This window comes from Amorphus orientalis (assembly GCF_030814015.1).
Taxonomy (GTDB): Bacteria; Pseudomonadota; Alphaproteobacteria; order Rhizobiales; family Amorphaceae; genus Amorphus; species Amorphus orientalis.
Map to the genome: position 1 here is coordinate 56,854 of NZ_JAUSUL010000004.1, position 22,060 is coordinate 78,913.

Annotated in this window: 22 protein-coding genes and 1 other RNA gene; 15 read left to right on the top strand and 8 right to left on the bottom strand. The window is 68.4% G+C overall.

What is annotated here, in order from left to right:
• Nucleotides 1-45: 45 nt before the first annotated feature.
• Nucleotides 46-1,053, bottom strand: coding sequence for a type I glyceraldehyde-3-phosphate dehydrogenase (gene gap / locus J2S73_RS17195; RefSeq protein ID WP_306886881.1), 1,008 nt, complete (start codon nucleotides 1,051-1,053; stop codon nucleotides 46-48).
• A 106-nt stretch (nucleotides 1,054-1,159) separates the two neighbouring features.
• Nucleotides 1,160-3,151: a transketolase gene (gene tkt, locus J2S73_RS17200; protein ID WP_306886882.1), complete on the bottom strand. Its 1,992-nt coding sequence runs from the start codon at nucleotides 3,149-3,151 to the stop codon at nucleotides 1,160-1,162.
• Between the two features lie 364 nt (nucleotides 3,152-3,515).
• On the opposite strand from tkt, the gene J2S73_RS17205 reads away from it, so the two are divergent.
• From J2S73_RS17205 to J2S73_RS17225, 5 genes are all read left to right on the top strand, one after another.
• Nucleotides 3,516-3,797 (top strand): DUF4164 domain-containing protein, encoded by a 282-nt coding sequence (locus tag J2S73_RS17205; protein ID WP_306886883.1) that lies wholly within the window; start codon nucleotides 3,516-3,518, stop codon nucleotides 3,795-3,797.
• Nucleotides 3,798-3,868: 71 nt separating this feature from the next.
• Entirely contained in the window at nucleotides 3,869-4,249 is a 381-nt protein-coding gene (locus tag J2S73_RS17210; RefSeq protein WP_306886885.1) for a cell division protein ZapA, read from the top strand.
• A 91-nt stretch (nucleotides 4,250-4,340) separates the two neighbouring features.
• Nucleotides 4,341-4,498: non-coding RNA, 6S RNA (ssrS, locus tag J2S73_RS17215), on the top strand.
• Nucleotides 4,499-4,701: 203 nt separating this feature from the next.
• Complete coding sequence (locus J2S73_RS17220) at nucleotides 4,702-5,334, top strand: 5-formyltetrahydrofolate cyclo-ligase (protein WP_306886886.1); 633 nt, start codon at nucleotides 4,702-4,704, stop codon at nucleotides 5,332-5,334.
• Nucleotides 5,312-6,145, top strand: coding sequence for a TIGR00282 family metallophosphoesterase (locus J2S73_RS17225; protein WP_306886887.1), 834 nt, complete (start codon nucleotides 5,312-5,314; stop codon nucleotides 6,143-6,145). The genes J2S73_RS17220 and J2S73_RS17225 overlap by 23 nt, the downstream gene beginning before the upstream one ends.
• Before the next feature lie 8 nt (nucleotides 6,146-6,153).
• Here J2S73_RS17225 and J2S73_RS17230 read toward each other — a convergent pair whose 3' ends face one another.
• On the bottom strand, nucleotides 6,154-6,807 hold the full coding sequence (locus J2S73_RS17230; protein ID WP_306886888.1) for a uracil-DNA glycosylase family protein: 654 nt from the start codon (nucleotides 6,805-6,807) through the stop codon (nucleotides 6,154-6,156).
• Between the two features lie 25 nt (nucleotides 6,808-6,832).
• The gene (locus J2S73_RS17235) at nucleotides 6,833-7,444 is read right to left on the bottom strand and encodes a glutathione S-transferase family protein (protein ID WP_306886889.1); all 612 of its coding nucleotides are present in this window, start codon (nucleotides 7,442-7,444) and stop codon (nucleotides 6,833-6,835) included.
• Between the two features lie 181 nt (nucleotides 7,445-7,625).
• Between J2S73_RS17235 and J2S73_RS17240 the strand changes: the two genes are divergently transcribed.
• The 3 genes from J2S73_RS17240 to J2S73_RS17250 all read left to right on the top strand — a co-directional run bounded on the left by J2S73_RS17240 (nucleotide 7,626) and on the right by J2S73_RS17250 (nucleotide 9,134).
• The gene (locus J2S73_RS17240; protein WP_306886890.1) at nucleotides 7,626-7,754 is read left to right on the top strand and encodes a hypothetical protein; all 129 of its coding nucleotides are present in this window, start codon (nucleotides 7,626-7,628) and stop codon (nucleotides 7,752-7,754) included.
• A 744-nt stretch (nucleotides 7,755-8,498) separates the two neighbouring features.
• Nucleotides 8,499-8,741: a type II toxin-antitoxin system ParD family antitoxin gene (locus tag J2S73_RS17245; RefSeq protein WP_306886891.1), complete on the top strand. Its 243-nt coding sequence runs from the start codon at nucleotides 8,499-8,501 to the stop codon at nucleotides 8,739-8,741.
• 111 nt (nucleotides 8,742-8,852) lie between these two features.
• Nucleotides 8,853-9,134 (top strand): type II toxin-antitoxin system RelE/ParE family toxin, encoded by a 282-nt coding sequence (locus tag J2S73_RS17250; protein ID WP_306886892.1) that lies wholly within the window; start codon nucleotides 8,853-8,855, stop codon nucleotides 9,132-9,134.
• Nucleotides 9,135-9,378: 244 nt separating this feature from the next.
• Here J2S73_RS17250 and cobT read toward each other — a convergent pair whose 3' ends face one another.
• A complete protein-coding gene (gene cobT / locus J2S73_RS17255) occupies nucleotides 9,379-10,410 on the bottom strand; it encodes a nicotinate-nucleotide--dimethylbenzimidazole phosphoribosyltransferase (RefSeq protein ID WP_306886893.1) in 1,032 nt (343 codons plus the stop codon).
• 184 nt (nucleotides 10,411-10,594) lie between these two features.
• On the opposite strand from cobT, the gene J2S73_RS17260 reads away from it, so the two are divergent.
• Both J2S73_RS17260 and J2S73_RS17265 read left to right on the top strand, forming a co-directional pair.
• A complete protein-coding gene (locus J2S73_RS17260; RefSeq protein WP_306886894.1) occupies nucleotides 10,595-11,407 on the top strand; it encodes an adenosylcobinamide-GDP ribazoletransferase in 813 nt (270 codons plus the stop codon).
• Nucleotides 11,408-11,495: 88 nt separating this feature from the next.
• The gene (locus tag J2S73_RS17265) at nucleotides 11,496-12,197 is read left to right on the top strand and encodes a retropepsin-like aspartic protease family protein (protein ID WP_306886895.1); all 702 of its coding nucleotides are present in this window, start codon (nucleotides 11,496-11,498) and stop codon (nucleotides 12,195-12,197) included.
• A 10-nt stretch (nucleotides 12,198-12,207) separates the two neighbouring features.
• Here the strand turns inward: J2S73_RS17265 and J2S73_RS17270 are convergent, their stop codons facing one another.
• From J2S73_RS17270 to J2S73_RS17280, 3 genes are read right to left on the bottom strand one after another with little or no spacing between them, the layout of a single operon-like run.
• Nucleotides 12,208-13,071, bottom strand: a complete 864-nt coding sequence (locus tag J2S73_RS17270) for an MBL fold metallo-hydrolase (RefSeq protein WP_306886896.1) — start codon at nucleotides 13,069-13,071, stop codon at nucleotides 12,208-12,210.
• Complete coding sequence (locus tag J2S73_RS17275) at nucleotides 13,068-13,532, bottom strand: cyclic nucleotide-binding domain-containing protein (RefSeq protein ID WP_306886897.1); 465 nt, start codon at nucleotides 13,530-13,532, stop codon at nucleotides 13,068-13,070. Before J2S73_RS17275 ends, J2S73_RS17270 begins: the two co-directional genes overlap by 4 nt.
• Nucleotides 13,529-16,207: an ABC transporter ATP-binding protein/permease gene (locus J2S73_RS17280; protein WP_306886898.1), complete on the bottom strand. Its 2,679-nt coding sequence runs from the start codon at nucleotides 16,205-16,207 to the stop codon at nucleotides 13,529-13,531. The genes J2S73_RS17275 and J2S73_RS17280 overlap by 4 nt, the downstream gene beginning before the upstream one ends.
• A 289-nt stretch (nucleotides 16,208-16,496) precedes the next feature.
• Between J2S73_RS17280 and J2S73_RS17285 the strand changes: the two genes are divergently transcribed.
• Genes J2S73_RS17285 through J2S73_RS17305 form a run of 5 tightly spaced genes read left to right on the top strand, consistent with a single transcriptional unit; the run spans nucleotide 16,497 to nucleotide 22,010 of the window.
• On the top strand, nucleotides 16,497-17,711 hold the full coding sequence (locus J2S73_RS17285; protein WP_306886899.1) for a glycosyltransferase family protein: 1,215 nt from the start codon (nucleotides 16,497-16,499) through the stop codon (nucleotides 17,709-17,711).
• Between the two features lie 7 nt (nucleotides 17,712-17,718).
• Nucleotides 17,719-18,951, top strand: coding sequence for a glycosyltransferase family 4 protein (locus tag J2S73_RS17290; RefSeq protein ID WP_306886900.1), 1,233 nt, complete (start codon nucleotides 17,719-17,721; stop codon nucleotides 18,949-18,951).
• 40 nt (nucleotides 18,952-18,991) lie between these two features.
• Nucleotides 18,992-20,107, top strand: coding sequence for a glycosyltransferase family 4 protein (locus tag J2S73_RS17295; RefSeq protein ID WP_306886901.1), 1,116 nt, complete (start codon nucleotides 18,992-18,994; stop codon nucleotides 20,105-20,107).
• On the top strand, nucleotides 20,104-21,258 hold the full coding sequence (locus J2S73_RS17300; RefSeq protein ID WP_306886902.1) for a glycosyltransferase family protein: 1,155 nt from the start codon (nucleotides 20,104-20,106) through the stop codon (nucleotides 21,256-21,258). Before J2S73_RS17295 ends, J2S73_RS17300 begins: the two co-directional genes overlap by 4 nt.
• Nucleotides 21,255-22,010, top strand: coding sequence for a polysaccharide deacetylase family protein (locus tag J2S73_RS17305; protein WP_306886903.1), 756 nt, complete (start codon nucleotides 21,255-21,257; stop codon nucleotides 22,008-22,010). The genes J2S73_RS17300 and J2S73_RS17305 overlap by 4 nt, the downstream gene beginning before the upstream one ends.
• The last annotated feature ends 50 nt before the right edge of the window (nucleotides 22,011-22,060 follow it).

Genomic DNA, 22,060 nt, shown 5'->3' on the forward strand with positions numbered 1-22,060 from the left:
CATATCCGGAGCCGAACGATCGGCTCCGGAGCACGGTTCCGCCGGTCAGATGTGCTTGGCCATCGCGACGGCGGTGTCGCTCATGCGGGAGGAGAAGCCCCACTCGTTGTCGTACCAGCTCAGGATGCGGCAGAAATTGCCGTCCATCACCTTCGTCTCCGGCGTGGCGAAGACCGACGAGTGCGGATCGTGGTTGAAGTCGGAGGAGACCAGCTTCTCGTCGGTGTAGCCGAGGATGTTCTTCAGCTCGCCGTCGGCGGCGGCCCGGATGGCGTCGTTGATCTCGTCCACCGAGACGTCCCGGCCGGCTTCGAAGGTCAGGTCGACGACCGACACGTTCGGGGTCGGCACGCGGATCGCCACACCGTCCAGCTTGCCGTTCAGCTCCGGCAGCACCAGACCGACGGCCTTGGCGGCACCGGTGGAGGTCGGGATCTGGTTCGCGGCCGCAGCGCGGGCCCGGTAGAGATCCTTGTGCATCGTGTCCAGCGTCGGCTGGTCGCCGGTGTAGGAGTGGATCGTCGTCATGAAGCCGCGCTTGATGCCGAACGACTTGGACAGCACGTAGGCGACCGGCGCCAGGCAGTTCGTGGTGCACGACGCGTTGGAGACGACGAGGTCGTCCTTGGTGAGCGTGTCGTGGTTGACGCCGTAGACGATCGTCTTGTCGGCGCCGGAGGCCGGCGCGGAGACCAGAACGCGCTTGGAGCCGTTCTCCAGATGCGCGGCCGCCTTGTCGCGGGCGGTGAAGATGCCGGTGCACTCCATCGCGATGTCGACGCCGAGGTCGCCCCAGGGCAGCGCCTTCGGATCGCGCTCGGCGGTCACCTTGATCGGGCCGGTGCCCACATCGATGGTGTCCCCGTCGATCTTGACGGTCGCCGGGAACCGGCCGTGCACGGAATCGTAGCGCAGCAGATGGGCGTTCGTCTCGACCGGTCCGAGATCGTTGATGGCGACGACCTGGATGTCGCTACGGCCCGATTCGACGATGGCCCGCAGGATGTTGCGGCCGATGCGGCCGAACCCGTTGATGGCGACGCGTACGGTCATGGCGTCCTCTCACCTCGTTGTTTTGATGGTCGTTGTGGATTTCATCGCGATCTGATGCATCGGATTGGGCGAGAGGAAAAGCCTTAAGTTCACCTGACCCGCGGCCTCAGGCATCCGCCATCCGTGCTTTCACCAGGGCAACGACGGCTTCCGGCGTAATGCCGAAGTGCTCGTAGAGTTCCTCATAGGGCGCACTGGCACCGAACCCGGTCATGCCGACGAAGATGCCGTCGGTCCCGATCAGCCGGTCCCAGCCCATGCGCACCGCCGCCTCGATGCCCACCTTGATGGAGGCATCGCCGATCACTTCGCCCCGATAGTCGGCCGACTGCCGCTCGAACAGCTCGAACGACGGCACCGACACCACGCGGGTCGGAATGCCCTCCATGTCCAGGAGGCCCTTCGCCTTCACGGCAAGGCCGACCTCGGACCCGGTCGCGAACAGGCTGACCACCGCCGGCTCACCGGAGGCCGCCACCTCGTAGGCGCCCCGCTTGGAGCGGTTGCCGTGGCTCTCTTCGCCGCGCACGGCCGGGCAGTTCTGCCGGGTCAGCGCCAGAAGGGTCGGCCCCTCCTTGCGCTCCAGCGCGATCTCCCAGGCTTCCGCGGTTTCCAGCGCATCGGCCGGCCGCAGCACCACGAGGTTCGGCATCGCGCGCAGCGCGGCAAGGTGTTCGACCGGCTGATGGGTCGGCCCGTCCTCGCCGAGACCGATGGAATCGTGGGTCATCACATAGACCACGCGCACGCCCATCAGCGCGGCGAGACGGATCGCGGGACGGCAATAATCGGTGAACACCAGGAAGGTGCCGCCATAGGGGATCAGGCCGCCGTGCAGCGCCATGCCGTTCATGGCCGCGGCCATGCCTTGCTCGCGCACGCCCCAGTGGATGTAGCGGCCGCCATAGTTGTCGGCGGTGAGGACCTCCAGGTCCTTGGTCTTGGTGTTGTTGGAGCCGGTCAGGTCGGCCGAGCCGCCGACGGTCTCCGGAATCTCGGCGTTGACCGCCGCCAGCACGTTCTCCGAGGCCTTGCGGGTGGCCAGCGTGGGCCGCTCGCGGCCGATCTCGCCGCGCAGCTTCTCCATGGCGGCGGAGAAGGACGGCGGCAGGTCGCCCCGGATCTGCCGGTCGAACTCGGCGCGCTCGTCCGGGTGCAGCGACTGGTACTTCTTCTCCCAGGCCTTGCGGGCATGGCCGGAGCGGAGGCCGGCGATCCGCCAGGCGTCGCGGACGTCGGCGGGGATCTCGAACGGCTCGGCGTGCCAGTCGAGAGCGTCACGGGCGGCGGCGGCCTCGGCGGCGCCGAGCGGCGAGCCGTGCGAGGCGGACGTGCCGGCCTTGTTCGGCGAGCCGTAGCCGATCGTCGTGCGGCAGGCGATCAGGGTCGGCTTGTCGCTGGTCTTCGCCGCCTCGAGAGCGGCCAAGATGTCGGAGGCGTTGTGGCCGTCGATGCGGCTGGCGTTCCAGCCGGCGGCCTCGAAGCGCTTCAGCGCGTCGCCGGATTCCGACAGGTCCAGCGGACCGTCGATGGAGATCTGGTTGTCGTCGTAGAGCACGATCAGCCGGTTCAGCCGCAGATGGCCGGCGAGCGAGATCGCCTCGTGGCTGATGCCCTCCATCAGGTCGCCGTCGGAGGCGATCACGTAGGTGCGGTGGTCGACCAGGTCGTCGCCGTAGCGCGCGTTCATCATGCGCTCGGCCAGCGCCATGCCGACGGCCGTCGAGATGCCCTGCCCGAGCGGACCCGTGGTGGTCTCGATGCCGGCGCCGTGGCCGTATTCGGGATGGCCCGCCGTGCGCGCGCCGAGCTGGCGGAAGCGCTTCAGCTCCTCGGTGGAGAAATCCTCGTAGCCGAGCAGGTGCAGCACCGAATAAAGCAGCATCGAGCCGTGGCCGGCCGACAGCACGAACCGGTCGCGATCGGGCCAGTCGGGCAGGCTCGGATCGACCTTGATGACGGACGAGAACAGGACCGTCGCGATGTCCGCCGTGCCCATCGGCATGCCCGGGTGGCCGGACTTCGCGGCCTCGACCGCGTCGATCGCCAGCACGCGGATCGCGTTGGCCATGGCCTTGTGTTTGTCGAGATCGATCATTGGGAACTCCGCCGCTCACCGGATTGCATCACTGCGCCGGGCGGCTCGCCTGCATTGTCTGGGAACTTTCGCGGCCTCGACCGCCCCGCTGTCGGGGCCGCTGCGACCGTGCCGATATCGGCGCCGTTCAATACCAACTCGCCGACCCGAGTCAACGGAGGACGCCGCATGACGGGGCTTCCGGGACCGCGGGTCGCGGCCCTCGGGCGCGGTGCGCCCACCGCCGGATCAGGATCGGCAGTGGACAATCGTTCCATATTGCTGTCTGGAACTGGATCTACGGCTTCAACCGGTACTGGATGCACGAAACCAAACCGGCTGATATGCAATTGGAATCAGGATCGGGCAGGAAACAGAAGTCGCCATGGCGGATCGGCCGACAGTTGATCAAGCCTTCGATGCCTTGGAAACGGCGCTCGAACGTCTTGAGGCCGCGGTGAACCGTCGGGTGGAAGCCGACCGGCGCCGCGCGAATCTCGAGGACGAGGTCCAGCGCCTGACCGAGGACCGGTCGGAGCTCGCCGGCTCTCTGGACCGTTCGGAGGCCCGGGCCGGCCGGCTGGAAGACGCCAACCGCGAGGTCTCGCGGCGCCTGGTCACCGCCATGGAAACGATCCGCACCGTGCTCGACAAGCACGGCGGCTGACCCGCCGGCCGCAGATCCCGACCGCCCGCGCGCCGGCCCTGCCCCTGAAACACCATCGGAAAGCTGAGCCCATGTCCCACATCACCGTTCTGATCAATGGCCGCACCTATCGCATGGCCTGCGATGACGGCGAGGAGGAGCGGCTGGCTTCGCTCGCCGAGCGGTTCGATGCCGCGATCTCGGAACTCAGGGACGCCTTCGGCGAGATCGGCGACCAGCGGCTCACCGTGATGGCGGGGATCAAGGTCAGCGACGCGCTGGCGGAGGCCGAACGCCGCATCGTCGCGCTCAACGCCGAGGTGGAAAGCCTCAAGGAATCCCGCGACGCGCTGCTGCAGCACCAGCACGAGCGCGAAGGCGCGATCGCCGACCGCGTCGGCGGCGTGGCGCAGCAGATCGACGCCTTCGCCAAGAGCCTCAACACCAGCGTGCGCACCGATCACGACGAGTGAGACGCCGGTCCGCACCCCGGATCCGCGGCGCAAAAAATCTCGCCGCGATTCCCCTTCGCGCGGACCCCGAAGCACCCTATATTGGGCCCAGGCGACACTGCGCGGTTCGACGGAGACACGCATCCCCGGGGCCTTATCGATCCAAAAGGGAGCTGTCCCTGTCCCGGCCCGTGGGCTGGGGCAAAACGGCGCCCACCTACGCTGTAGGTTTCCCGGGATCGATACCTCCGACGGCCGAGGCGGTTCGCCCACCCTTTCCTGTCCGGCCATCCCGGCCGGCAAGCGCCTCCGGTCCCCTCACCGGCCCGATTCGCGCGCTGGCCATCTGCCGGAGCCGCGGTCCCGATGTCCGGCCTGACGGCATCCACTGCGCGCCGGCCTTGATGGAACGGCTGCCGGCTTCGTAGATTGCCCCCCGGACCATCCTTCACACCGAGCCGGAAGCAATCGATTTGTCCGACGCACCGTCCTCCCCCGACATCGCCGAGCGCAAGGCGAAGGTCCGCGCAGAGGTTCTGGACCGCCGCGCCGCCCTGACGGCCGCCGAGCGGGAAGCGGCCGCCCAGACCCTGGTCGACCAGATCCCGGCGCTCGACTTTCCCGAAAAGCCCGGCCTCGTCGCCGGCTTCTGGCCGATTCGCGACGAGATCGACATCCGGCCGCTGATGACCGCGCTCGCCGAAACCGGCCATCGCCTGGCGCTGCCGGTGATCGCTCCGCAGACCCGGCTCGTCTTCCGCGAATGGTCGCCCGGCGACACCCTGCGGCCGGCGCGGTTCGGCACCTTCGAGCCCGGCGAGGAAGCCCCGGAATGCGATCCGATGATCCTGCTCGTCCCCCTGGTCGCCTTCGACCGCGAGGGCGCTCGGCTCGGCTACGGCAAGGGCCACTATGACGGCGCCATCGCGCGCCTGTCCGCAATCGGGCCGCTCACCACGGTCGGGGTTGCGTTCGCGACCCAGGAAGTGGACATCGTGCCCATGGAGCCCCACGACCGGCACCTGGACGCCGTTCTCACCGAGGCGGGGCTGCTGCGTTTCGACACCGAACCCGGAGAACCCGATGCGCCTTCTGTTCCTGGGTGACGTGGTCGGCCGCACCGGCCGGGCCGTCGTCGCCGAGTATCTGCCTGCGATCGTGGCCTCGGGACATCTCGATTTCGTCGTCATCAACGGAGAGAACGCCGCCGGCGGTTTCGGCATCACCGAAACCATCTGCCAGGAGCTGCTGGATGCGGGCGCCGACGTGGTGACGCTCGGCAACCACGCCTGGGACCAGCGCGAAGCCCTCGTCTTCATCGAGCGGCAGCCTCGCCTGATCCGGCCGGCCAACTATCCCGCTGGCACCCCCGGCCGCGGCGCCAACATCTTCACCGCCACCAACGGCGCGCGGGTGTTCGTCGCCAACGCCATGGGCCGCATCTTCATGGACCCGCTGGACGATCCGTTCGCCGTCATCGACCGGAGCCTGGAAGGCCTGGAACTCGGCCGCGACGTCGACGCGGTGATCGTCGACTTCCACGCCGAGGCCACGTCCGAGAAGCAGGGCTTCGCCAACTATCTCGACGGGCGGGCGAGCCTCGTCGTCGGCACCCACACCCATGTGCCGACCGCCGACCACCGCATCCTTCCCGGCGGCACCGCCTTCATGACCGACATCGGCATGTGCGGCTCCTACGATTCCATCATCGGCATGGAAAAGGAGGAGCCGATCGGGCGCTTCACCCGCAAGATCCCCCAGGGCCGGTTCGGCCCGGCGACCGGTCCCGCCACGCTCTCCGGCGTCGCCGTGGAGCTCGACGACACCAGCGGGCTCGCCACCGCCATCGAGCCGCTGCGGATCGGCGGCGAGCTGGCCGAGACCTGGCCCAGCTTTCTGGGCGAAAAGACCGTTTAGTCCCGCCCCTACGCCTCCAGCGCCCGCGCGACCCGCGCCCTCAGCTCCGGCAGGAGATCCGTCTCGAACCACGGGTTCTTCCGGATCCAGGCGTTGTTGCGCCAGGAGGGATGCGGCAGCGGCACCACCACCGGCGCCGTCTGCCCGATGATCTCCCGGTAGCGCCCGACCCGCTCGGTGAGCGACAGCTTCTTCAGGCCCGGCAGATGGTAGGCCTGGGCGTAGAGCCCCACCGCCAGGATCAGCTCCAGGTTCGGTAGCGACGCGAAGACCCGGTCGTGCCAAGTTCTGGCGCATTCGCGCCGCGGCGGAAGGTCGCCGCCCTTGGCGTCCTGGCCCGGGAAGCAGAACCCCATGGGCACCACGGCGACCCGCTCGAAATCGTAGAACGTGTCCACGTCGACGCCCATCCAGTCGCGCAGCCGGTCTCCCGACGGGTCGGTGAAGGGCTGACCGCTGGCGTGGACCCGCGTGCCCGGCGCCTGACCGCAGACGGCGATCCGGGCGCTTTCGGTGGCGCGGATCACCGGACGGGGTTCGTGGGGCAGCGGCGCCCCGATCGGCCGCTCGACGCAGATGCGGCAGGCACGGATCTTGCCGGTCAGGCCTCCCAGCGCGCTGTCGGGAGGACCGGTCAGTCCGGTCCAGTCGGAACGGCTCATCTCAGCTCGATCATCATCCGGAAAGCTACAGCACGACGCACGGGCGGCTTGAGACCCGGTCGTACCAGGACTTCAGACGGGTGAGATCCTCGGGAATGCGGATCTTGGACAGCTTGAGGGAATCGATGGCGACCAGCGCGGTGATGTCGGCAATCGAGAAGGCATCTCCGACGACGTAGCCGTCCGCCGACATCTCCCGGTCCAGAAAGCCCAGGAACGACATGATCTTCGGCTTGTTGGCCTCGCCCCATTCCGGGATCTGAGGAACCTCCAGCTCCCGCATCGCCGGATGGGTGTGCCGGAAGGCGAACTGGGAGGGAAACAGGAGCCCGAACTCGACCCGGCGCTGCCACATCTCCACCAGCGCCTTTTCCTTCGGATCCCGACCGAACAGCGGCGGATCGGGATGCACCTCCTCGAAATAGCGGCAGATGGCGATCGACTCCGTGATCACGGTTCCGTCGTCCAGAACCAGGACCGGCAGCCGGCGCAGCGGATTGAGCCGGGCGAACGGCTCCTCCAGATGCTGCTTCGACATGATGTCCACCGGCTCGGTGTCGATCACCACGTCCTTCTCGGCGAGGAAGATCCGCACACGCCGGGGGTTCGCCGCGCGCGGCGCATCGTAGAGCTTCATCGGTGGTCGCCTCCCGCCTTCGAACCCCGCCACAATGCCGGATGACGCGCAGGAGATCACCCTTTTCCGACATGCGGATCACAAAAGCCGGACCTTCAACCCTCAGTGTCATAATTTATTGAGGTTGAACGTACAGGGTGCGCAGCTTGCGTAAGAAGAGACAACAATCCGGAGGAACCCCATGCTGAACGAACTCATCCTCGGGCGAGCGCTCTATTGCCGGCGCGCACGGGAAGACAAGCCGGCCCGTCCCGTCGCCCCGACCGGCGTGACGCGGCTGTGGGCCTGGAACCGTTCGCCGGGGCGCTGACCCGCAAATCCCAGGAAAAGTGGGAACCGGTTTTCCGTCCGGGATTTGCGTGGAAAAAAGCAAATCCCAAGAAAAGTGGGCACCGGTTTTCTGTCCGGTCCCCCAGATTCCGCTCACTCCCGCGAAAGCGGGAGTCCAGGGGGGCGGCCAAGTATGGCCGGCCGACAGTCGTCGGCTGCTGGGTGCCGTCCGGACAGGCGGCGCGTGCGACTTCGCGTCGTCGACCCCCCGAACTCCGCTCACGCCCGCGAAAGTGGAAGTCCAGGGCGACACGACGGGGTTGAGCCCCTGTTTCCTTTGCGCTCACGCGAGCTCACTTCGTTCGCCGCTCCGCGGGGGCGGCCTGACGGCCGGCGCGCGGTCGCGCGCTGGCTGGAGTGATGCGGAAAGGGCGGTCGAGGGAGTGTTGGCGCCAGCCCCAATCTCCGCTCACTCCCGCGAAAGCGGGAGTCCAGGGCGACACGACGGGCCTGAGCCCCTGTTTTCTTTCGCTCACGCCGAGTGCGCTCCGCGAGGGCGGCCTACTCTGCGCCTCAGAACAACCCTTTCGAGCGACCGGCAAGACAAGTTTTCCCTGCCTCGGCCGAGCAGATATGCAACGCATTGGCCAACAATTCCGGCACTGGGCACCCCACGCCCGGCACTTGGTGTTTCGCCCTGTTTTGGCCACCTGAGACAATGTAAATAGTTGCCATCAGTTTTTAAATCCGTCCCGCTTCATGCGGAGTGCAACGAGGTGGCACCATGAACTTCTCGCTCGGAAAAAAGCTGGAGGAGTATGTGGCTGAGCAGATTGCGCACGGCCCTTACAACAACGCCAGCGAGGTCGTGCGCGATGCGCTGCGGCTGCACGAGGAACACCATGTGAAGCTCGAAAGCCTGCGCCGTGACGTCCAGGCAGGGGCTCAGTCGGTACGAGCCGGTCGCATCAGTCGGGTCACCCCGGAGGACGTGGTGTCAAAGGCCAAGGCGAAAAAGCAGGCGTAGGGCTTCTCCGCTCGATTGGACCTATCTGAGCGATTGAAAATCGTTCCGGATTAAATTTTTGAGCAAGTCCTTTTCGTTCAAACTGACTCTGTCAGAACGGGACATGCTTCGATGTCTGGATATTTTCTCTCGATCGAAGCAGACGAGGATATCCAGGATATCTACGTCTATTCGAATGCGAAATGGGGCGAAGATCAGGCTCGCGCCTATGTGTTCAGCCTTTTCGACACATTTGAAGCCATTGCTCGAAACCCGCGCATCGGACGTCTTCGCAGCGAGCTCGGCGACGGCATTCGCAGCCTCCCGCACGCCTCACACCTCGTGTTTTTCATGGAGTGGCAAGACGAAGTTGCCGTTCTTCGCGCAGCGCCGGACCGTTTCCGCGCACGCTGACAAGCAACGCCGGGAAAAGTGCTCTTCCGGTATTCGCCCGGCGTTGCGCCGATAAAATCGCGCTCGCGCGAGTTCGCTTCGCTCACCGCTGCGCGGCGGCCTGACGGCCGGCGCGCGGTCGCACGCTGGCTGGAGTGATGCGGAAAGGGCGGTCGAGGGACTGTTGGCGCCAGCCCCAATTTCCGCTCACGCTCGCGAAAGCGGGAGTCCAGGGCGACACGACGGGTCTGCCCGCGAGGGCGGCCTACTCGCCGCCCGGCCCCGCCACGCCGGCGTCGGAGAAGGTTGACATGCCGCGATGGGTCTGGATGGCGGCGCGGATGAGACCGGCGGCCAGCGCCGCGCCCGTCCCCTCGCCCAGACGCATGCCGAGATCGAGCAGCGGGTCCGCGCCCAGCCGCTCCAGCGCCGCCCGGTGGGCCTTTTCCGCCGACACGTGACCGAACAGGCAGTGGGCGATGGCATCCGGTTCGATGGCATGGACCACCGCGGCGGCCGCCGTCGTCACGAAGCCGTCCACCACGACGGGAATGCGCTGCTGGCGGGCGGCCAGGATCGCGCCCACCATCGCCGCGATCTCGCGCCCGCCGACGCGCTGCAGCACCACCAGCGGATCGCGTTCGCCGTCCAGCCGGGCAACCGCGCGGCCCACCACGTCCGCCTTGTGGGCGAGGCCCTCGTCGCTCACGCCGGTGCCCCGGCCGACCCATTCGTCGGCCGTGCCGCCGTAAAGCGCATGGAGCACGGCAGCCGCGATCGCGGTGTTGGCGATCCCCATCTCGCCCAGGCAGAGCAGATCGACCTCGCCGGCGATCGCCTCCATGCCGTAGGCGATGGTCGCCGCGCACTCGCGTTCGGAGTCGAAGGCATCGGTCAGCAGGATGTCGCCGGTCGGCCGTTCGAGCGCGAGTTCGAACACCCTGAGCGCCAGATCGTTGGTCAGGCAGATCTGGTTGATCGCCGCCCCGCCCTTGCGGAAATTCTCCACCATCTGCTTGGTCACGCTGGCCGGAAACGCCGACACGCCCTGGTCCGCCACGCCATGGTTGGCGGCGAACACGGCGACCGTCGGCGACGACACTTCCGGCGGCGCCTTGCCCTGCCAGCCGGCGACGAAGGCGGCGATCTCTTCCAGGCGCCCGAGGGAGCCCGCGGGCTTTGTCAGGTCCTGCTCGCGGGCGCGGGTGGCCGCAATCGCGTCGGCATCCGGCGCGGGCCGGCTCGTCACCAGGGCGCGAATGTCGTCGAAGGGGCGCGGGGCGGTCGGATCGGACATGATGCCTCTGATACTGATGGACTGTGGAGCGGCGCCCGGCCGAATCCCGGACCGGGCGCAGGTGCCAGCGTCATACAGCCTGACCGCTGCCGCGTAAAATTGGTGAGCTTTGCCGAAGCCGGTTGCCTGATCGCCCGGATCGGTGCAACCGTCTGGGCATGATCAACCAGCCCCCGCACTCAGCATGAGCGATCGTCGATCGGACGGCCCCGTTGCGGCCTATCTCGCCGACAGCGTCGTCTGCCTGCGCTTCTTTTCGCGGCTGACACCGGCGCTGCCGGCCTCCGTCTCCGCCCTGGCCGGCCGCCGGCGCATGGTCGGCGCCGTTCGGGCTCTGCCGGTGGCAAGCCTCGCCATCGCGCTCCCTGCCGCGATCGCGCTGGTCGTGGTGCTGCTCGTCGGCCTGCCGCCGCTGGCCGCCAGCGGCATTGCGCTTGCCGTGCTGGCGGTCACGACCGGAGCGCTGCACGAGGACGGTCTGGCCGATGTGTGCGACGGCTTCTTCGGCGGCCGCGATGCGCCCCAGCGCCTGGAGATCATGCGCGACAGCCGCACCGGCGCCTTCGGCGCGCTCGGTCTTGCGCTGACCGTCCTGGTCCGGGCGAGCCTTCTGGCCGCCGTCGCGGAGCAGGCCGGGGCCCTTTCCGCCGGGCTCGCGCTCCTTGCCGCCGCCGTGGCCAGCCGCACCGCCCTCCTGTGGCCCTGGATCAAGACCCCGCCGGCCCGGCCGGACGGCCTCGCCCGGCTCGTCGGACGCCCCGACCCCTCGGCGGCCGCGCTCGCCGCCGCGACCGCGCTGGTGCTCGTCCTGGTCATGACTCCCGGCTTCGCTCCCGTCGCCGTGGTCCCGGGCGCGATCGGCGCGCTCGCCGTGGCCTGGGGGATGAGCCGGGCGGCGGAATGGCGGATCGGCGGACATACCGGCGACGTGCTCGGCGCGACCCAGCAGCTGGCGGAGATCGTCATGCTCGCCGCCATCGTCGTCACCCTGACCTGACCGCTCCGAAACCCTATATCCGGCATTCCTGAGCGAACGCTGCCACCGGCCCAGGGCCGCGGGCCGAACCCCGGAGGACATTCAGGCCGTGCGCCGGTTCGCCATCCTCGTCATCGCCGTCGCCTGCGCGGCGGCCGTCGGCCTCTGGCTCATCCAGGGCGCGCCGTCGGACCCGGCCGAGCTGGCCGCAAGCCTCGACACGACCTGGCCGCGGACCGTGGCGCTGGTGCTGCTCGCCGCCGTGCTTCTGGTATCGGTGGCCGCCGGGGGGCCGCGCCTGAAGGAGGTGGCGCGCGCGGTGCTCCTGTGGGGCGCGCTGGCGCTGATCCTGGTGGCCACCTACGCCTACCGGAGCGATCTGGAGCGCATCGGCCGCACCACCCTCTCCGCGGTGATCCCCGGCCTTGCGGTCGAAACCGGCGGCGGCGTCACCGTCTCGCGCGGCGCCGACGGCCATTTCCGCATCAACGGCTCGGTCAACGGCGCGCCGGTCACGTTCCTGCTCGACACCGGCGCGACCATGGTGCTGCTGACCGCCGAAGACGCCCGGGCGGCCGGCATCGATCCGCCGCGCTCGGCCTATTCGCTGCCGGTATCCACCGCCAACGGCATCGCCCGGGTCGCGCCTGCCTCGCTCGACAGCGTCACGGTCGGATCGATCGAGGAGAGCGACGTGGGCGCGGCGGTCGCGCCGCCGGGCCAGGTCTCGTCCAGCCTTCTGGGCATGAGTTTCCTGTCCCGGCTCTACCGCTTCGAGATCACCGGCGACCGGCTGATTCTGGAAAAGTGAGCGGCGCCGATCACGCCGCGGTAGCGGGCACGCTGCCGGCGACCAGTTCCATCCCCTGCCTGGCGACCAGCGCGCCGGGATGGCGCGAGCGCGCCTTCTCCAGGATCCGGTCGAGGTCGTCGTCGGTGCGGCGCGGATCGTGGTGGAAGATCACCGGGTGGGCGACGCCGGCCTTGTCGGCGAGCGCCACGCCCTTCTGCCATGTCGAATGCCCCCACCCGACATAGTTCTCGTATTCCTCGTCGGTGTAGGTGGAATCGTAGATCATGATGTCGGCGCCCTCGACGAACTTGGCGACCGCCGCGTCGATGGCCGGATCGCCGTGCTCGTGGTCGGTGATGACGGCGAGCACCCCGCCGCCCCACTCGATCCGGTAGCCGGTCGCCCCGCCGGGATGGTTGAGCGCGATGGTCTTCACCGTCAGCCCGGCGCGCAGGCCCACGGACTCGCCGGCGAAGAAGCGGCGGAACTGGCAGCCCCTGAGCGCCGAGGTCGGAACCGGGAAAAGCGGCGGCGACATCAGCCGGCCCAGCATCTCCTCGAGCGACCCGTCCCGGGGCACGTGCCCGCCCCACACCCGCACGTCGAATTCCGCGCTGTAGGCCGGGCAGAAGAACGGCAGGCCGCAGATATGGTCCAGATGGGTGTGGGTGAACAACAGATCGCTCGGCGCCACCGGCCGCTTGGTCATGTCGATGCCGAGCTGGCGCGCGCCGGACCCGCAATCGATCAGCACCAGATGCGGCCCCGCCTGGACCTCCAGGCACGTCGTCTCGCCGCCATAGCGCAGGGTGTGGGCGCCCGGCGTCGGGATCGTCCCGCGTGCACCCCAGATTTTCACACGAAGCGCCGTGTTCGGGTCTGCCGTCGTCATTCCGCCGATCCAGTCGACCCGGCCCGCAGCCGGCCGACCTCGCGAGTGGTCCGTTCCAGCCGATGCGCCAGCACGCGCATCACCTCAATAGCCATATCTGGGAAATTCTTGAGCAGCTTCAAGAAATTGTCCTTGGCGACGGCGAGCGCGAGCACCTCGCTGGTGGCGACCACGCTGGCGGTGCGCGGCACGTCGATCAGGATGGCGATCTCGCCGACCACGTCGTTCTGCTTGACGGTCGCCACCGTCTCCCGGCCGCCGTTGGTGCCGATCTGGATGTCCGCCTCGCCGCCCAGGATGATGTAGGCGACGTCGCCCCGCTCGCCCTGCTCGCACAGCGTCTCGCCGGGCCGGAAGCTGACACGTTCGCTGATGAAGGCCAGGAGCCGCAGCTTCGCGTCGTCGACGCCGCGAAACAGGGGCACCTTCTTCAGAGCCTCAACCTCGTTGTCCAGGCTCACGACGTCTCCTCCTTGGCTTCCTCGGCTTCGGCAGCGGCTTCGTTTCCGGCATCGGGCTCGGTGTCGCCATCGTCGTCGTCATCGTCATCGTCCGACATCGAGCTTCGCACGCTAGCGTACTCCCCGTCCGCCACCAAGCGTCCGTCTTTGAGGACGAGGACCCGGTCGAACCGGCGCGCCACCTGCTGCGATCCCGTCCCGACAAGAAGCATCCCTTCGCCCACCACACTGCGAACTTCGTCGGCGAGCCGAGGTTCCTCGTCGATCGTGCCGTCGAGCATGAGGATCTTCGGACGCTTGATGAGGGCGCGGACGAGACCGACCCGCCGGCGCTGGACCGGAGAGAGCCGCGAGCCGCCGACGCCGACCTGATAGTTGAGGCCGGCCCGGGCGATCGGGTCGCGCGCCTGCAGCTCCGTCAGCGTGTCGCGGATGAAGCCCTCGATCCGCTCGCGCGCCCCGCGGCGGTCGACCCGCGGCTTGCCGAACAGGATGTTCTCCTCGACCGTCAGCGGATCGATGTAGCGCTCCTCGTCGAAGATCGTGTAGCGGCCGTCGAGCTTGGCCAGCCGTTCGCACACCGTTTGCCGGCCCTTCACGAACCGCGCGGCCTGATCCTCGCCGATCTCGGTCAGTCGGTGGCGGGCCGGTATCAGGCGGAACGCCAGCCCGACGAGTTCGGCGCTCTGGTCGGCCGACAGCGCCGACACCCCGCCGTTGTGGAACGCCCGCACATAGGGCTCGAACGCGGGCAGCTGGTCGCTCGACAGGAGGCTGAAATCCCCCATCAGGCTGTCGTCGACCGCCATCTCCGAAAACAGCTCGATCATCGTCTCGGCGACCTTGGCGCCGATCTCGACGAGATCGTCGTGGACGTCGGCCTCCGTCAGGGCGGCGATGACGTCGGGGTCGTGCGCCGCCGCCTCGATCGGTTCCGCCGGATCGGTCGGCAGGGCGAACATCACGTTCTCCGCCAGCGTCCCGCTGGGATTGAACGCATCGATCCGCCACAGCTCGACCAGATCCTGCAGCTTCTCGTCGGAGCGGATGCGCTCGCGCACCGCCTTGCGGGCTTCCAGGACCCGATCGGCCAGATCCGGGACCTCGTTCGGGTCGACATTCGACTGCAGCCCCATCCGGACCAGATCGTTGCCGAGACCGGTGCGCTCGAACAGATCCAGCACGTGCTGATCCAGATCGCCGACGTCCTCCACCCCGGCTTCGGTCAGGTCCACCCACGGCGCGTCGAAGTCGTACTTGCTGTTGCCGGTCAAGCCGGCTTCTGAGATGCGGAACTTGTGCTCGTCGTCGTCGACCTCGGCATCGCCGATCGGCCGGTGACGCAGCGAATAGATGACGTTGCCGCGGATGGTGTCGTTGAACATGTAGGGCGCGGCGCCGACATAGCCGATCTCGCGTCCGAGCACGGATTCCGGCAGATCCGAGAGGTCCCGGCCGCCGATCTCGACGCGGCCGCTCTGCGGGTCCATCAGCCCGGCCGCCAGCAGGAGCACTTCCGTCCGTCCGCTCGACCCGGTCCCGAACACGGCGACCTGGCCCTCGATGGTGGCATCGAAATCGGCCACCTCCTGACCGCTGCCGAACACCGCGGACACGTTGGAGAACGCGATGGCGCCGTCCAGCTTCACGTCCGGCTCGCCGTCCGCCTCCAGCCGTCCCGCCGGGTACATGTTCGGCGGATCGAAGTTCTCCACCACCGTCTCGTACTTCACGTTCATGTTCGACAGGTTCTGGTAGTAGGTGATCAGTTCCTTCCAGGGCCCGGCGAGATCCTTGTAAGCCGCAAGCACCGCGACCAGCGCGCCGAACGACAGATCGCCGATGATAACCAGATATCCGCCGACCGAGTAGAAGAAAAACGGCGGGAGCTGATTCATGAAGTTGTTGATGAACTTGATCATGTACTTCCGCTTGTAGATCTCCAAGCGGATGCGATAGTTCGTCAGCAACTTGTCGGTGATGTCGGCAAGGTGCCACTGGGCGGTGTCGTTGGCGTGGATCTCGGTGACGCCGGCGACGCTCTCGCCGACCTTGTCGGAGATCTTGCGAACGTTCTTCACCCGTTCGCGCACCAGAATGACGACCTTCTGCTGCAGCTTCGGGATGATGTAGCCCTGGACCGGGTAAAGCAGCACCGCGGCCGCACCGAGGAGCGGGTCCTGGGCGAAGATGAAGACGATGTAGACGATCAGCGTGCCGCCCTGGAAGGCGGGCGTGGCGATGGCGTCACCGATGAAGACGCCGAGATCCTCCACCTCCGCGATCATCATGGAGATCAGCTCGCCGGCGCTCACCCCGCGGAACTGGGGCAGCCGGAAGCGCAGGATCTGGTTGTAGAGCTTGTAGCGCAGCCGGCGCAGCATCCGCTCGCCGACGATGCCCTTGTAGACGTTGAGGACGAACTTGACGACGTTGTTGAGAACGACCAGCCCGAGGAAGATCCCGCACAGCGCCATCAGATAGGGGATCTGGTCGAGCTGGTAGCCGGCGATGGTGCGGGGAAAATCGGAGCCGTCGATCGCGTCGTTGACGATCCACTTGGGCAACTCCAGCGTCATGTACAGGATCGGGAACGAGACGACCGTGATCGCCAGGATCGTCAGCTGCTGACGCTTGCTGTACGCCCAAATGAAACCGAACAGGCTCTTCTGCATTCATCAGCCCCTGGCCGCCGGCATGCGCCCGGCGTGGAAAGTGTGCGCGGCCCGACGCGCACCCGCAACCCATATCGCGAAAGCCCCGCCAGCGCATATCCCGCCTTTGCCGGGCGCTCAAGCGCTCCGTGCCGCTGGACGCAGCATTCCATTCCGGATTAGGGTTCAGCGCGGAAGACCTTCGATTTCGGCGACACGCCCCTTATCAAACCCGACCGCTTTTCGAGCCGCAACCGCAATTGAGCCGCGTCGGCGCAGACCCCTCCTGTATCGAACCAGGCAGCACTGGATGCGCACCCAGCAACCGAAGATTTTGATCTACAGCCACGATTCCTTCGGGCTGGGGCATCTGCGCCGCTGCCGGACGATCGCGCATTCGCTCGTGGGCACGTTCGACGATCTGTCCGTGATCATCCTGTCTGGATCGCCGATCATCGGGTCGTTCGATTTTCGCAGCCGCGTCGACTTCGTCCGCGTGCCCGGCGTCATCAAGCTCCGAAACGGCGAATACAGCGCCCATTCGCTGCCGCTGGGCATCGAGGAGATGCTGGAGCTGCGCGCGTCCATCATCGAGCACACGGCCGACGTGTTCGATCCCCAGGTCTTCATCGTCGACAAGGAACCGCTCGGCCTGCGCGGCGAGGTCCGCTCGACCCTGGAGCGGCTCGGCAAGCGCGGAACGCGGCTGGTCCTCGGCCTGCGTGACGTGATGGACGACCCGGACGTCCTCAAGGAAGAATGGGAGCGCAAGGGCGCCCAGGAGGCGCTCGACCATCTCTATGACGACGTCTGGGTCTACGGACGTCAGGAGATCCACGACCCGCTGGCGGGGATCGGGGTGAGCGACCGGGTTCACGACAAGGCGCTGTTCACCGGCTATCTCCGCCGCGAGGCGCCCGCGCTCACCGCCCAGACGCCGCGCTCCCCGTTCGGCGAAGAGCCCTACATCCTGGTCACGCCGGGCGGCGGCGGCGACGGCGTCGAACTGGTGGACTGGGTGCTGCGGGCCTATGAAGCCCATTCCCGCCCGCTCTTTCCCGCGATCATCGTGCTCGGCCCGTTCATGGGCACCGATCATCAGGAAGACTTCGTGGAGCGCTCGCAGCACCTGCGCGACGTCCACGTCATCCGCTTCACGCCCACCATCGAGAACCTGATGGACGACGCGATCGCGATCGTCGGCATGGGCGGCTACAACACCTTCTGCGAGATCCTCTCCTTCGACAAGCCGACGCTTCTGGTGCCGCGCATCGAGCCGCGCCGCGAGCAGGCGATCCGGGCGAGCAAGGCGGAGGCGGCCGGACTGGTCAGCGTCCTGCCGATCGAGCACTATCCCAAGGTCGAGCCGATGGTCGAACAGCTCGCCCGCCTGCCGCTCCAGAACCGGCCGTCGGTAGCCAGGCTGGACGGCCTCCTCGGCGGGCTCGACGTCATCGGTAACCGCGTCTCGGAGTTTTTCGCGGAAAGCGAAGCGCTTCCGGCCCGCGCGGCGGCCGGCCAGTAGGAGCGTCATGGGACGGGTTGCCATCGTCGTCAAAGGGTATCCGCGGCTGTCGGAGACCTTCATCGCCCAGGAGATTCTCGGGCTGGAGCAGCGCGGCATCGAAGCCCTCATCGTGTCGCTGCGCCATCCGACGGATCCGGCTCGCCACGACCTGCACGACCAGATCGCCGCCGACATCCTCTACCTGCCGGAATATCTGAAGGACAATCCGGCCCGGGTCCGGGCCGGCCGGCGGCATGCGGAGACGCTTGAGGGCTATTCCGACGCCCGCCGCGCCTTCGAGGCGGACCTGGCCCGCGACCGGTCCAACAGCCGCTATCGCCGCTTCGGACAGGCCTGCGTGCTCGCCAACGAACTGCCGGCCGACGTCACCCACCTCCACGTCCACTACCTGCACACTCCGGCCTCCGTGGTGCGCTACACGGCGCTGATGACCGGGATGGACTGGTCCTTCTCCGCCCACGCCAAGGACATCTGGACCACCCCGGAATGGGAGCTGCGCGAAAAGCTGGCGGAGGCCGACTGGGGCGTCACCTGCACGGCCGTCAACACCGACTATCTCAAGCGTCTGTCCAGCCGGCCCGACAGCGTCGAGCTCGTCTATCACGGCCTGCAGCTCGACCGGTTCCCCGCCGTGCCGTCGCGCACGCCGAGGGATGGGCGCACCGGGGAGCCCGTCCGCATCCTCTCGGTCTGCCGGGCCGTGGAGAAGAAGGGCCTGGACCAGCTGATCCGGGCGCTTGCGAAACTGCCGCGCGACATGAACTGGCGCTTCGAGCACATCGGCGCCGGACCGCTCACCGGGAAGCTCCAGGCCCTCGCCGACCGGCTCGGAATCGGCGCGCGGGTCGCCTTCCTCGGCGCCAAGTCCCGCGACGACGTGATCGCTGCCTACAAGGCCGCCGATCTGTTCGTGCTGAACAGCCGGATCGCGAAGTCCGGCGATCGGGACGGCCTCCCGAACGTGCTGATGGAGGCCGCCTCCACCGGGCTCGCGCTCCTGGCGACCGACGTCTCCGCGATCCCGGAACTGGTGCGCGACGGCGAGACCGGCCTGCTGGTGCCGCCGGAGGACGAGGCCGCCCTCAATACCGCCCTTGATCGCCTGATCTCCGATCCTCAGCTGCGCAAGCGTCTGGGCACGGCCGCCGCCGCCGATGTCCGGAAGCGCTTCTCCAGCGAGCCCGGCTTCGATCATCTGGCCGCCCGGCTCGGCGGCCGCGATCGGAAGGCGGCATGACCCCGAAGCCGGGAGCCGCTGGCCCGACGGCCCGGGTTCGATGACGACCGCCCTCTACTGTCCGATGAAGCCGCCGGATCATCCCGTCGCGTCGGGCGACCGGGAGATCGGACGCCTCGTCCTGCGCCTGCTGGAGGACCTCGGCGAAGCGCCGGTCCTCGCCTCCCGCCTCTCCACCTGGCAGGGATCGCCGGACCCGGACCGGTTCGCCGAGCTGGAGCGGGCCTCGGCTGCGGAAGCGGACCGGCTGATCGACGCCTGGCACTCGTCGGAGGATCGGCCCGACGCCTGGGTCACCTACCATCTCTATCACAAGGCGCCGGACCATCTCGGTCCCCGGGTCGCCGACGCCCTCGGGCTCGCCTACGTCGTGATCGAGGCGAGCCGGGCAAAGAAGCGTGCCGAAGGCCCCTGGGCCGAGGGGTTCCGGGCCGCCGACCGCGCGCTGGCCGAAGCCGACGCGGTCTGCGCCATGCACGAGACCGACCGCGCGGGACTGGCCGAAATCGTGCCCGCCGACCGGCTCACCACGCTGGCGCCCTTCATCGACACCACCCCGTTCGCGGCGATCGAGCGTGGCCCAAGGCCTCCGGACGCCCCGGTGCGGCTGCTCGCGGTCGGCATGATGCGGCACGGCAACAAGGAGGCATGCTACCGGGTCCTGGCCGACGCCGTCCGGCAGCTCGATGGCGGGAACTGGCACCTTTTCATCGCCGGCGACGGCGAGGCCGCCGACGACCTCAGGCCGCTGTTCGATGCCGAGCGGACCACCTTCCTCGGCCGGCTTGACCGTCCGGAGCTCATCGCCGCCTACTGCGACGCCGACATCTTCGTCTGGCCCGCCGTGAACGAGCCGTTCGGCCTGGTTTTCCTGGAGGCTCAGGCCGCCGGACTGCCGGTGGTGGGCGGGCGAAGCCGCGGGGTTCCGGAGATCGTCCGGGACGGCGAAACCGGCCTGCTGACCGATTCGACCGACGCCACCGCCTTCGCCCGGGCGATCACGAGCCTGATGGCCGATCCGGACCGGCGCGCCCGCTTCGCCGATGCGGCCCGCACCCATGCCATCACCCGTCACGACATTGCCCGGGCCCGGGCGGACCTCGGGGCGGTCCTGAAGGCGGCCCGGGCACGACGGGCGGCGAAGGGGACCGGATGAGGGCGCTGATCCACGTCCAGCATCTGCTCGGGTCGGGCCACGCGGTCCGGGCGGTGGCGATCGCCCGGGCGCTGGCGGACCGGGGCGCCGATGTCCTTCTGGTCACCGGCAACACGCTGCCCGCGACCCTCGACACCGGCGGCCTGACCGTCGCCGAGCTGCCGCCGGTCCGGGCCGCCGATGCCAGCTTCCGGGATCTGGTGACGCCCGACGGGGCGGCCGCCGACGATGCGGTCTGGTCGGAGCGGCTCGACCGGCTTCTCGACCTCGTCTCGCAGCACACTCCGGACGTACTCCTGACGGAAACCTTCCCGTTCGGCCGGCGTCCGTTCGCCCGCGAACTCCTGCCCGCCATCGACCGGGTGCACGAACGCAATGCGCGCGCGATCGCGGCGGTGTCCTTGCGCGATATTCTCGTGCGCAAGACGGACATCGAGAAGGAGCGGCGGATGGCGGACCTCGCCCGCCGCAACTACGATCTGGTGCTGGTCCACGCCGATCCCGACCTGGTGCGGCTGGACGACTCCTTTCCCTTTGCGGCGGAGATTTCCGACCTGATCCGTTACACCGGCTACGTCTACACCCCCTCCGACCGGTCTCCTCCGCAGGGGGACGGTGACGGCGAGGTGATCGTCGCCTGCGGCGGCGGCGCGGTCGGTGCGCGCCTGCTTGACGCGGCGGTGCGTGCCCGCGCTTTATCCGCGCGCGCGCAGGGGCGATGGCGCGTCTTGGCCAGTGCCGGCCACGGGGCCAACAAGCTCACCGAGCTGCAGGCGGCCGCCTGCGCCGGCACGATCGTGGAGCCCAACCGGAACGACTACCCCGGCCTTCTGAAGCGGGCGGCTGCATCGGTCAGCCAGGCCGGCTACAACACCGTGCTCGACGTGCTGGCCGCGGGCTGCCCGGCCGTGCTGGTCCCGTTCGCCGACGGCAACGAGACCGAACAGACCCAGCGCGCCGACATACTGGCCGCGCGCGGCGTGGCGGAGGTTCTGCCGGAGACGGACGTCACGCCGGAGAGCCTGGCCGCAGCCGTGGACAGCGCCCTCGCCCGCCCCACGCGCGACACAACAATCGGTATCGATGGCGCCCGCCGGAGCGCCGAGATCCTCGCCGACGCGGTTCGGCACAAGAAAGGCCGTCCGACATGACCGGTCCCCGAGAGGGCTTCGCCGACCGACTGACCGCCCTGCTCGACGCGGCCGCGGACCGATCCGCTCCGCTGTCGTTCTGGTGGCGCGACGACGACGCCGTTAAGCCGACGCTCGCCCTCGATCGGCTCCTGGCGCTCGCCGAGGCGTCCGGCGCACCCCTTTGCCTCGCCGTGATCCCGGCCCGGGCGGACCGGGCGCTCACCGATCGCCTCGCCGCCACCGACGCCACCGTGCTCCAGCACGGCTGGGCCCACGCCAACCATGCGGCAGCGGATGCGAAGTCGGCCGAACTCGGCCTCGACCGGCCGATCGACACCATCCTGGGAGAGCTGAGCCGGGGCCATCAGCGCCTGCAGCGGCTATTCGGCGAACGCTTCCTGCCGGTCCTGGTGCCGCCGTGGAACCGGATCCATCCGGACGTGGCCGACCATCGCGAAGAGGTCGGGCTCGCCGGGCTGTCCTGCTTCAAGAGCCTGTCGACCGAGGCGCACCGGCTCGACACCCATGTCGATCCGGTTGCCTGGCGGTCCGGTGGCGGGTTCATCGGATGGGAGGCGGCGGCAGCCGCGCTGGAGACGGAAGCCGGCCGGCGTACGGACGCGCCCGTCCCGATAGGCATCCTGACCCACCACCTGGTCCAGGACGCCGAAACCTGGTCATTTCTGGAAACGCTGCTGGAGGTCACCTCCGACCATCCCGGCGCCCGGTGGCCCCGGCCGGAGGAGGCCTTCGACCTCCCCCGCCGCTGAGGCATTCCCCCGGGCGGAAACCCGGTTCCGACTTTCCCTGGGATTGTTTG

What these genes read in the sequence shown, in the direction of transcription:
- gap (WP_306886881.1), bottom strand. Translation starts at nt 1,053, where the DNA reads ATGACCGTACGCGTCGCCATCAACGGGTTCGGCCGCATCGGCCGCAAC.
- tkt (WP_306886882.1), bottom strand. Translation starts at nt 3,151, where the DNA reads ATGATCGATCTCGACAAACACAAGGCCATGGCCAACGCGATCCGCGTG.
- J2S73_RS17205 (WP_306886883.1), top strand. Translation starts at nt 3,516, where the DNA reads ATGGCGGATCGGCCGACAGTTGATCAAGCCTTCGATGCCTTGGAAACG.
- J2S73_RS17210 (WP_306886885.1), top strand. Translation starts at nt 3,869, where the DNA reads ATGTCCCACATCACCGTTCTGATCAATGGCCGCACCTATCGCATGGCC.
- J2S73_RS17225 (WP_306886887.1), top strand. Translation starts at nt 5,312, where the DNA reads ATGCGCCTTCTGTTCCTGGGTGACGTGGTCGGCCGCACCGGCCGGGCC.
- J2S73_RS17230 (WP_306886888.1), bottom strand. Translation starts at nt 6,807, where the DNA reads ATGAGCCGTTCCGACTGGACCGGACTGACCGGTCCTCCCGACAGCGCG.
- J2S73_RS17235 (WP_306886889.1), bottom strand. Translation starts at nt 7,444, where the DNA reads ATGAAGCTCTACGATGCGCCGCGCGCGGCGAACCCCCGGCGTGTGCGG.
- J2S73_RS17240 (WP_306886890.1), top strand. Translation starts at nt 7,626, where the DNA reads ATGCTGAACGAACTCATCCTCGGGCGAGCGCTCTATTGCCGGCGCGCA.
- J2S73_RS17245 (WP_306886891.1), top strand. Translation starts at nt 8,499, where the DNA reads ATGAACTTCTCGCTCGGAAAAAAGCTGGAGGAGTATGTGGCTGAGCAG.
- J2S73_RS17250 (WP_306886892.1), top strand. Translation starts at nt 8,853, where the DNA reads ATGTCTGGATATTTTCTCTCGATCGAAGCAGACGAGGATATCCAGGAT.
- cobT (WP_306886893.1), bottom strand. Translation starts at nt 10,410, where the DNA reads ATGTCCGATCCGACCGCCCCGCGCCCCTTCGACGACATTCGCGCCCTG.
- J2S73_RS17260 (WP_306886894.1), top strand. Translation starts at nt 10,595, where the DNA reads ATGAGCGATCGTCGATCGGACGGCCCCGTTGCGGCCTATCTCGCCGAC.
- J2S73_RS17270 (WP_306886896.1), bottom strand. Translation starts at nt 13,071, where the DNA reads ATGACGACGGCAGACCCGAACACGGCGCTTCGTGTGAAAATCTGGGGT.
- J2S73_RS17280 (WP_306886898.1), bottom strand. Translation starts at nt 16,207, where the DNA reads ATGCAGAAGAGCCTGTTCGGTTTCATTTGGGCGTACAGCAAGCGTCAG.
- J2S73_RS17285 (WP_306886899.1), top strand. Translation starts at nt 16,497, where the DNA reads ATGCGCACCCAGCAACCGAAGATTTTGATCTACAGCCACGATTCCTTC.
- J2S73_RS17290 (WP_306886900.1), top strand. Translation starts at nt 17,719, where the DNA reads ATGGGACGGGTTGCCATCGTCGTCAAAGGGTATCCGCGGCTGTCGGAG.
- J2S73_RS17295 (WP_306886901.1), top strand. Translation starts at nt 18,992, where the DNA reads ATGACGACCGCCCTCTACTGTCCGATGAAGCCGCCGGATCATCCCGTC.
- J2S73_RS17300 (WP_306886902.1), top strand. Translation starts at nt 20,104, where the DNA reads ATGAGGGCGCTGATCCACGTCCAGCATCTGCTCGGGTCGGGCCACGCG.
- J2S73_RS17305 (WP_306886903.1), top strand. Translation starts at nt 21,255, where the DNA reads ATGACCGGTCCCCGAGAGGGCTTCGCCGACCGACTGACCGCCCTGCTC.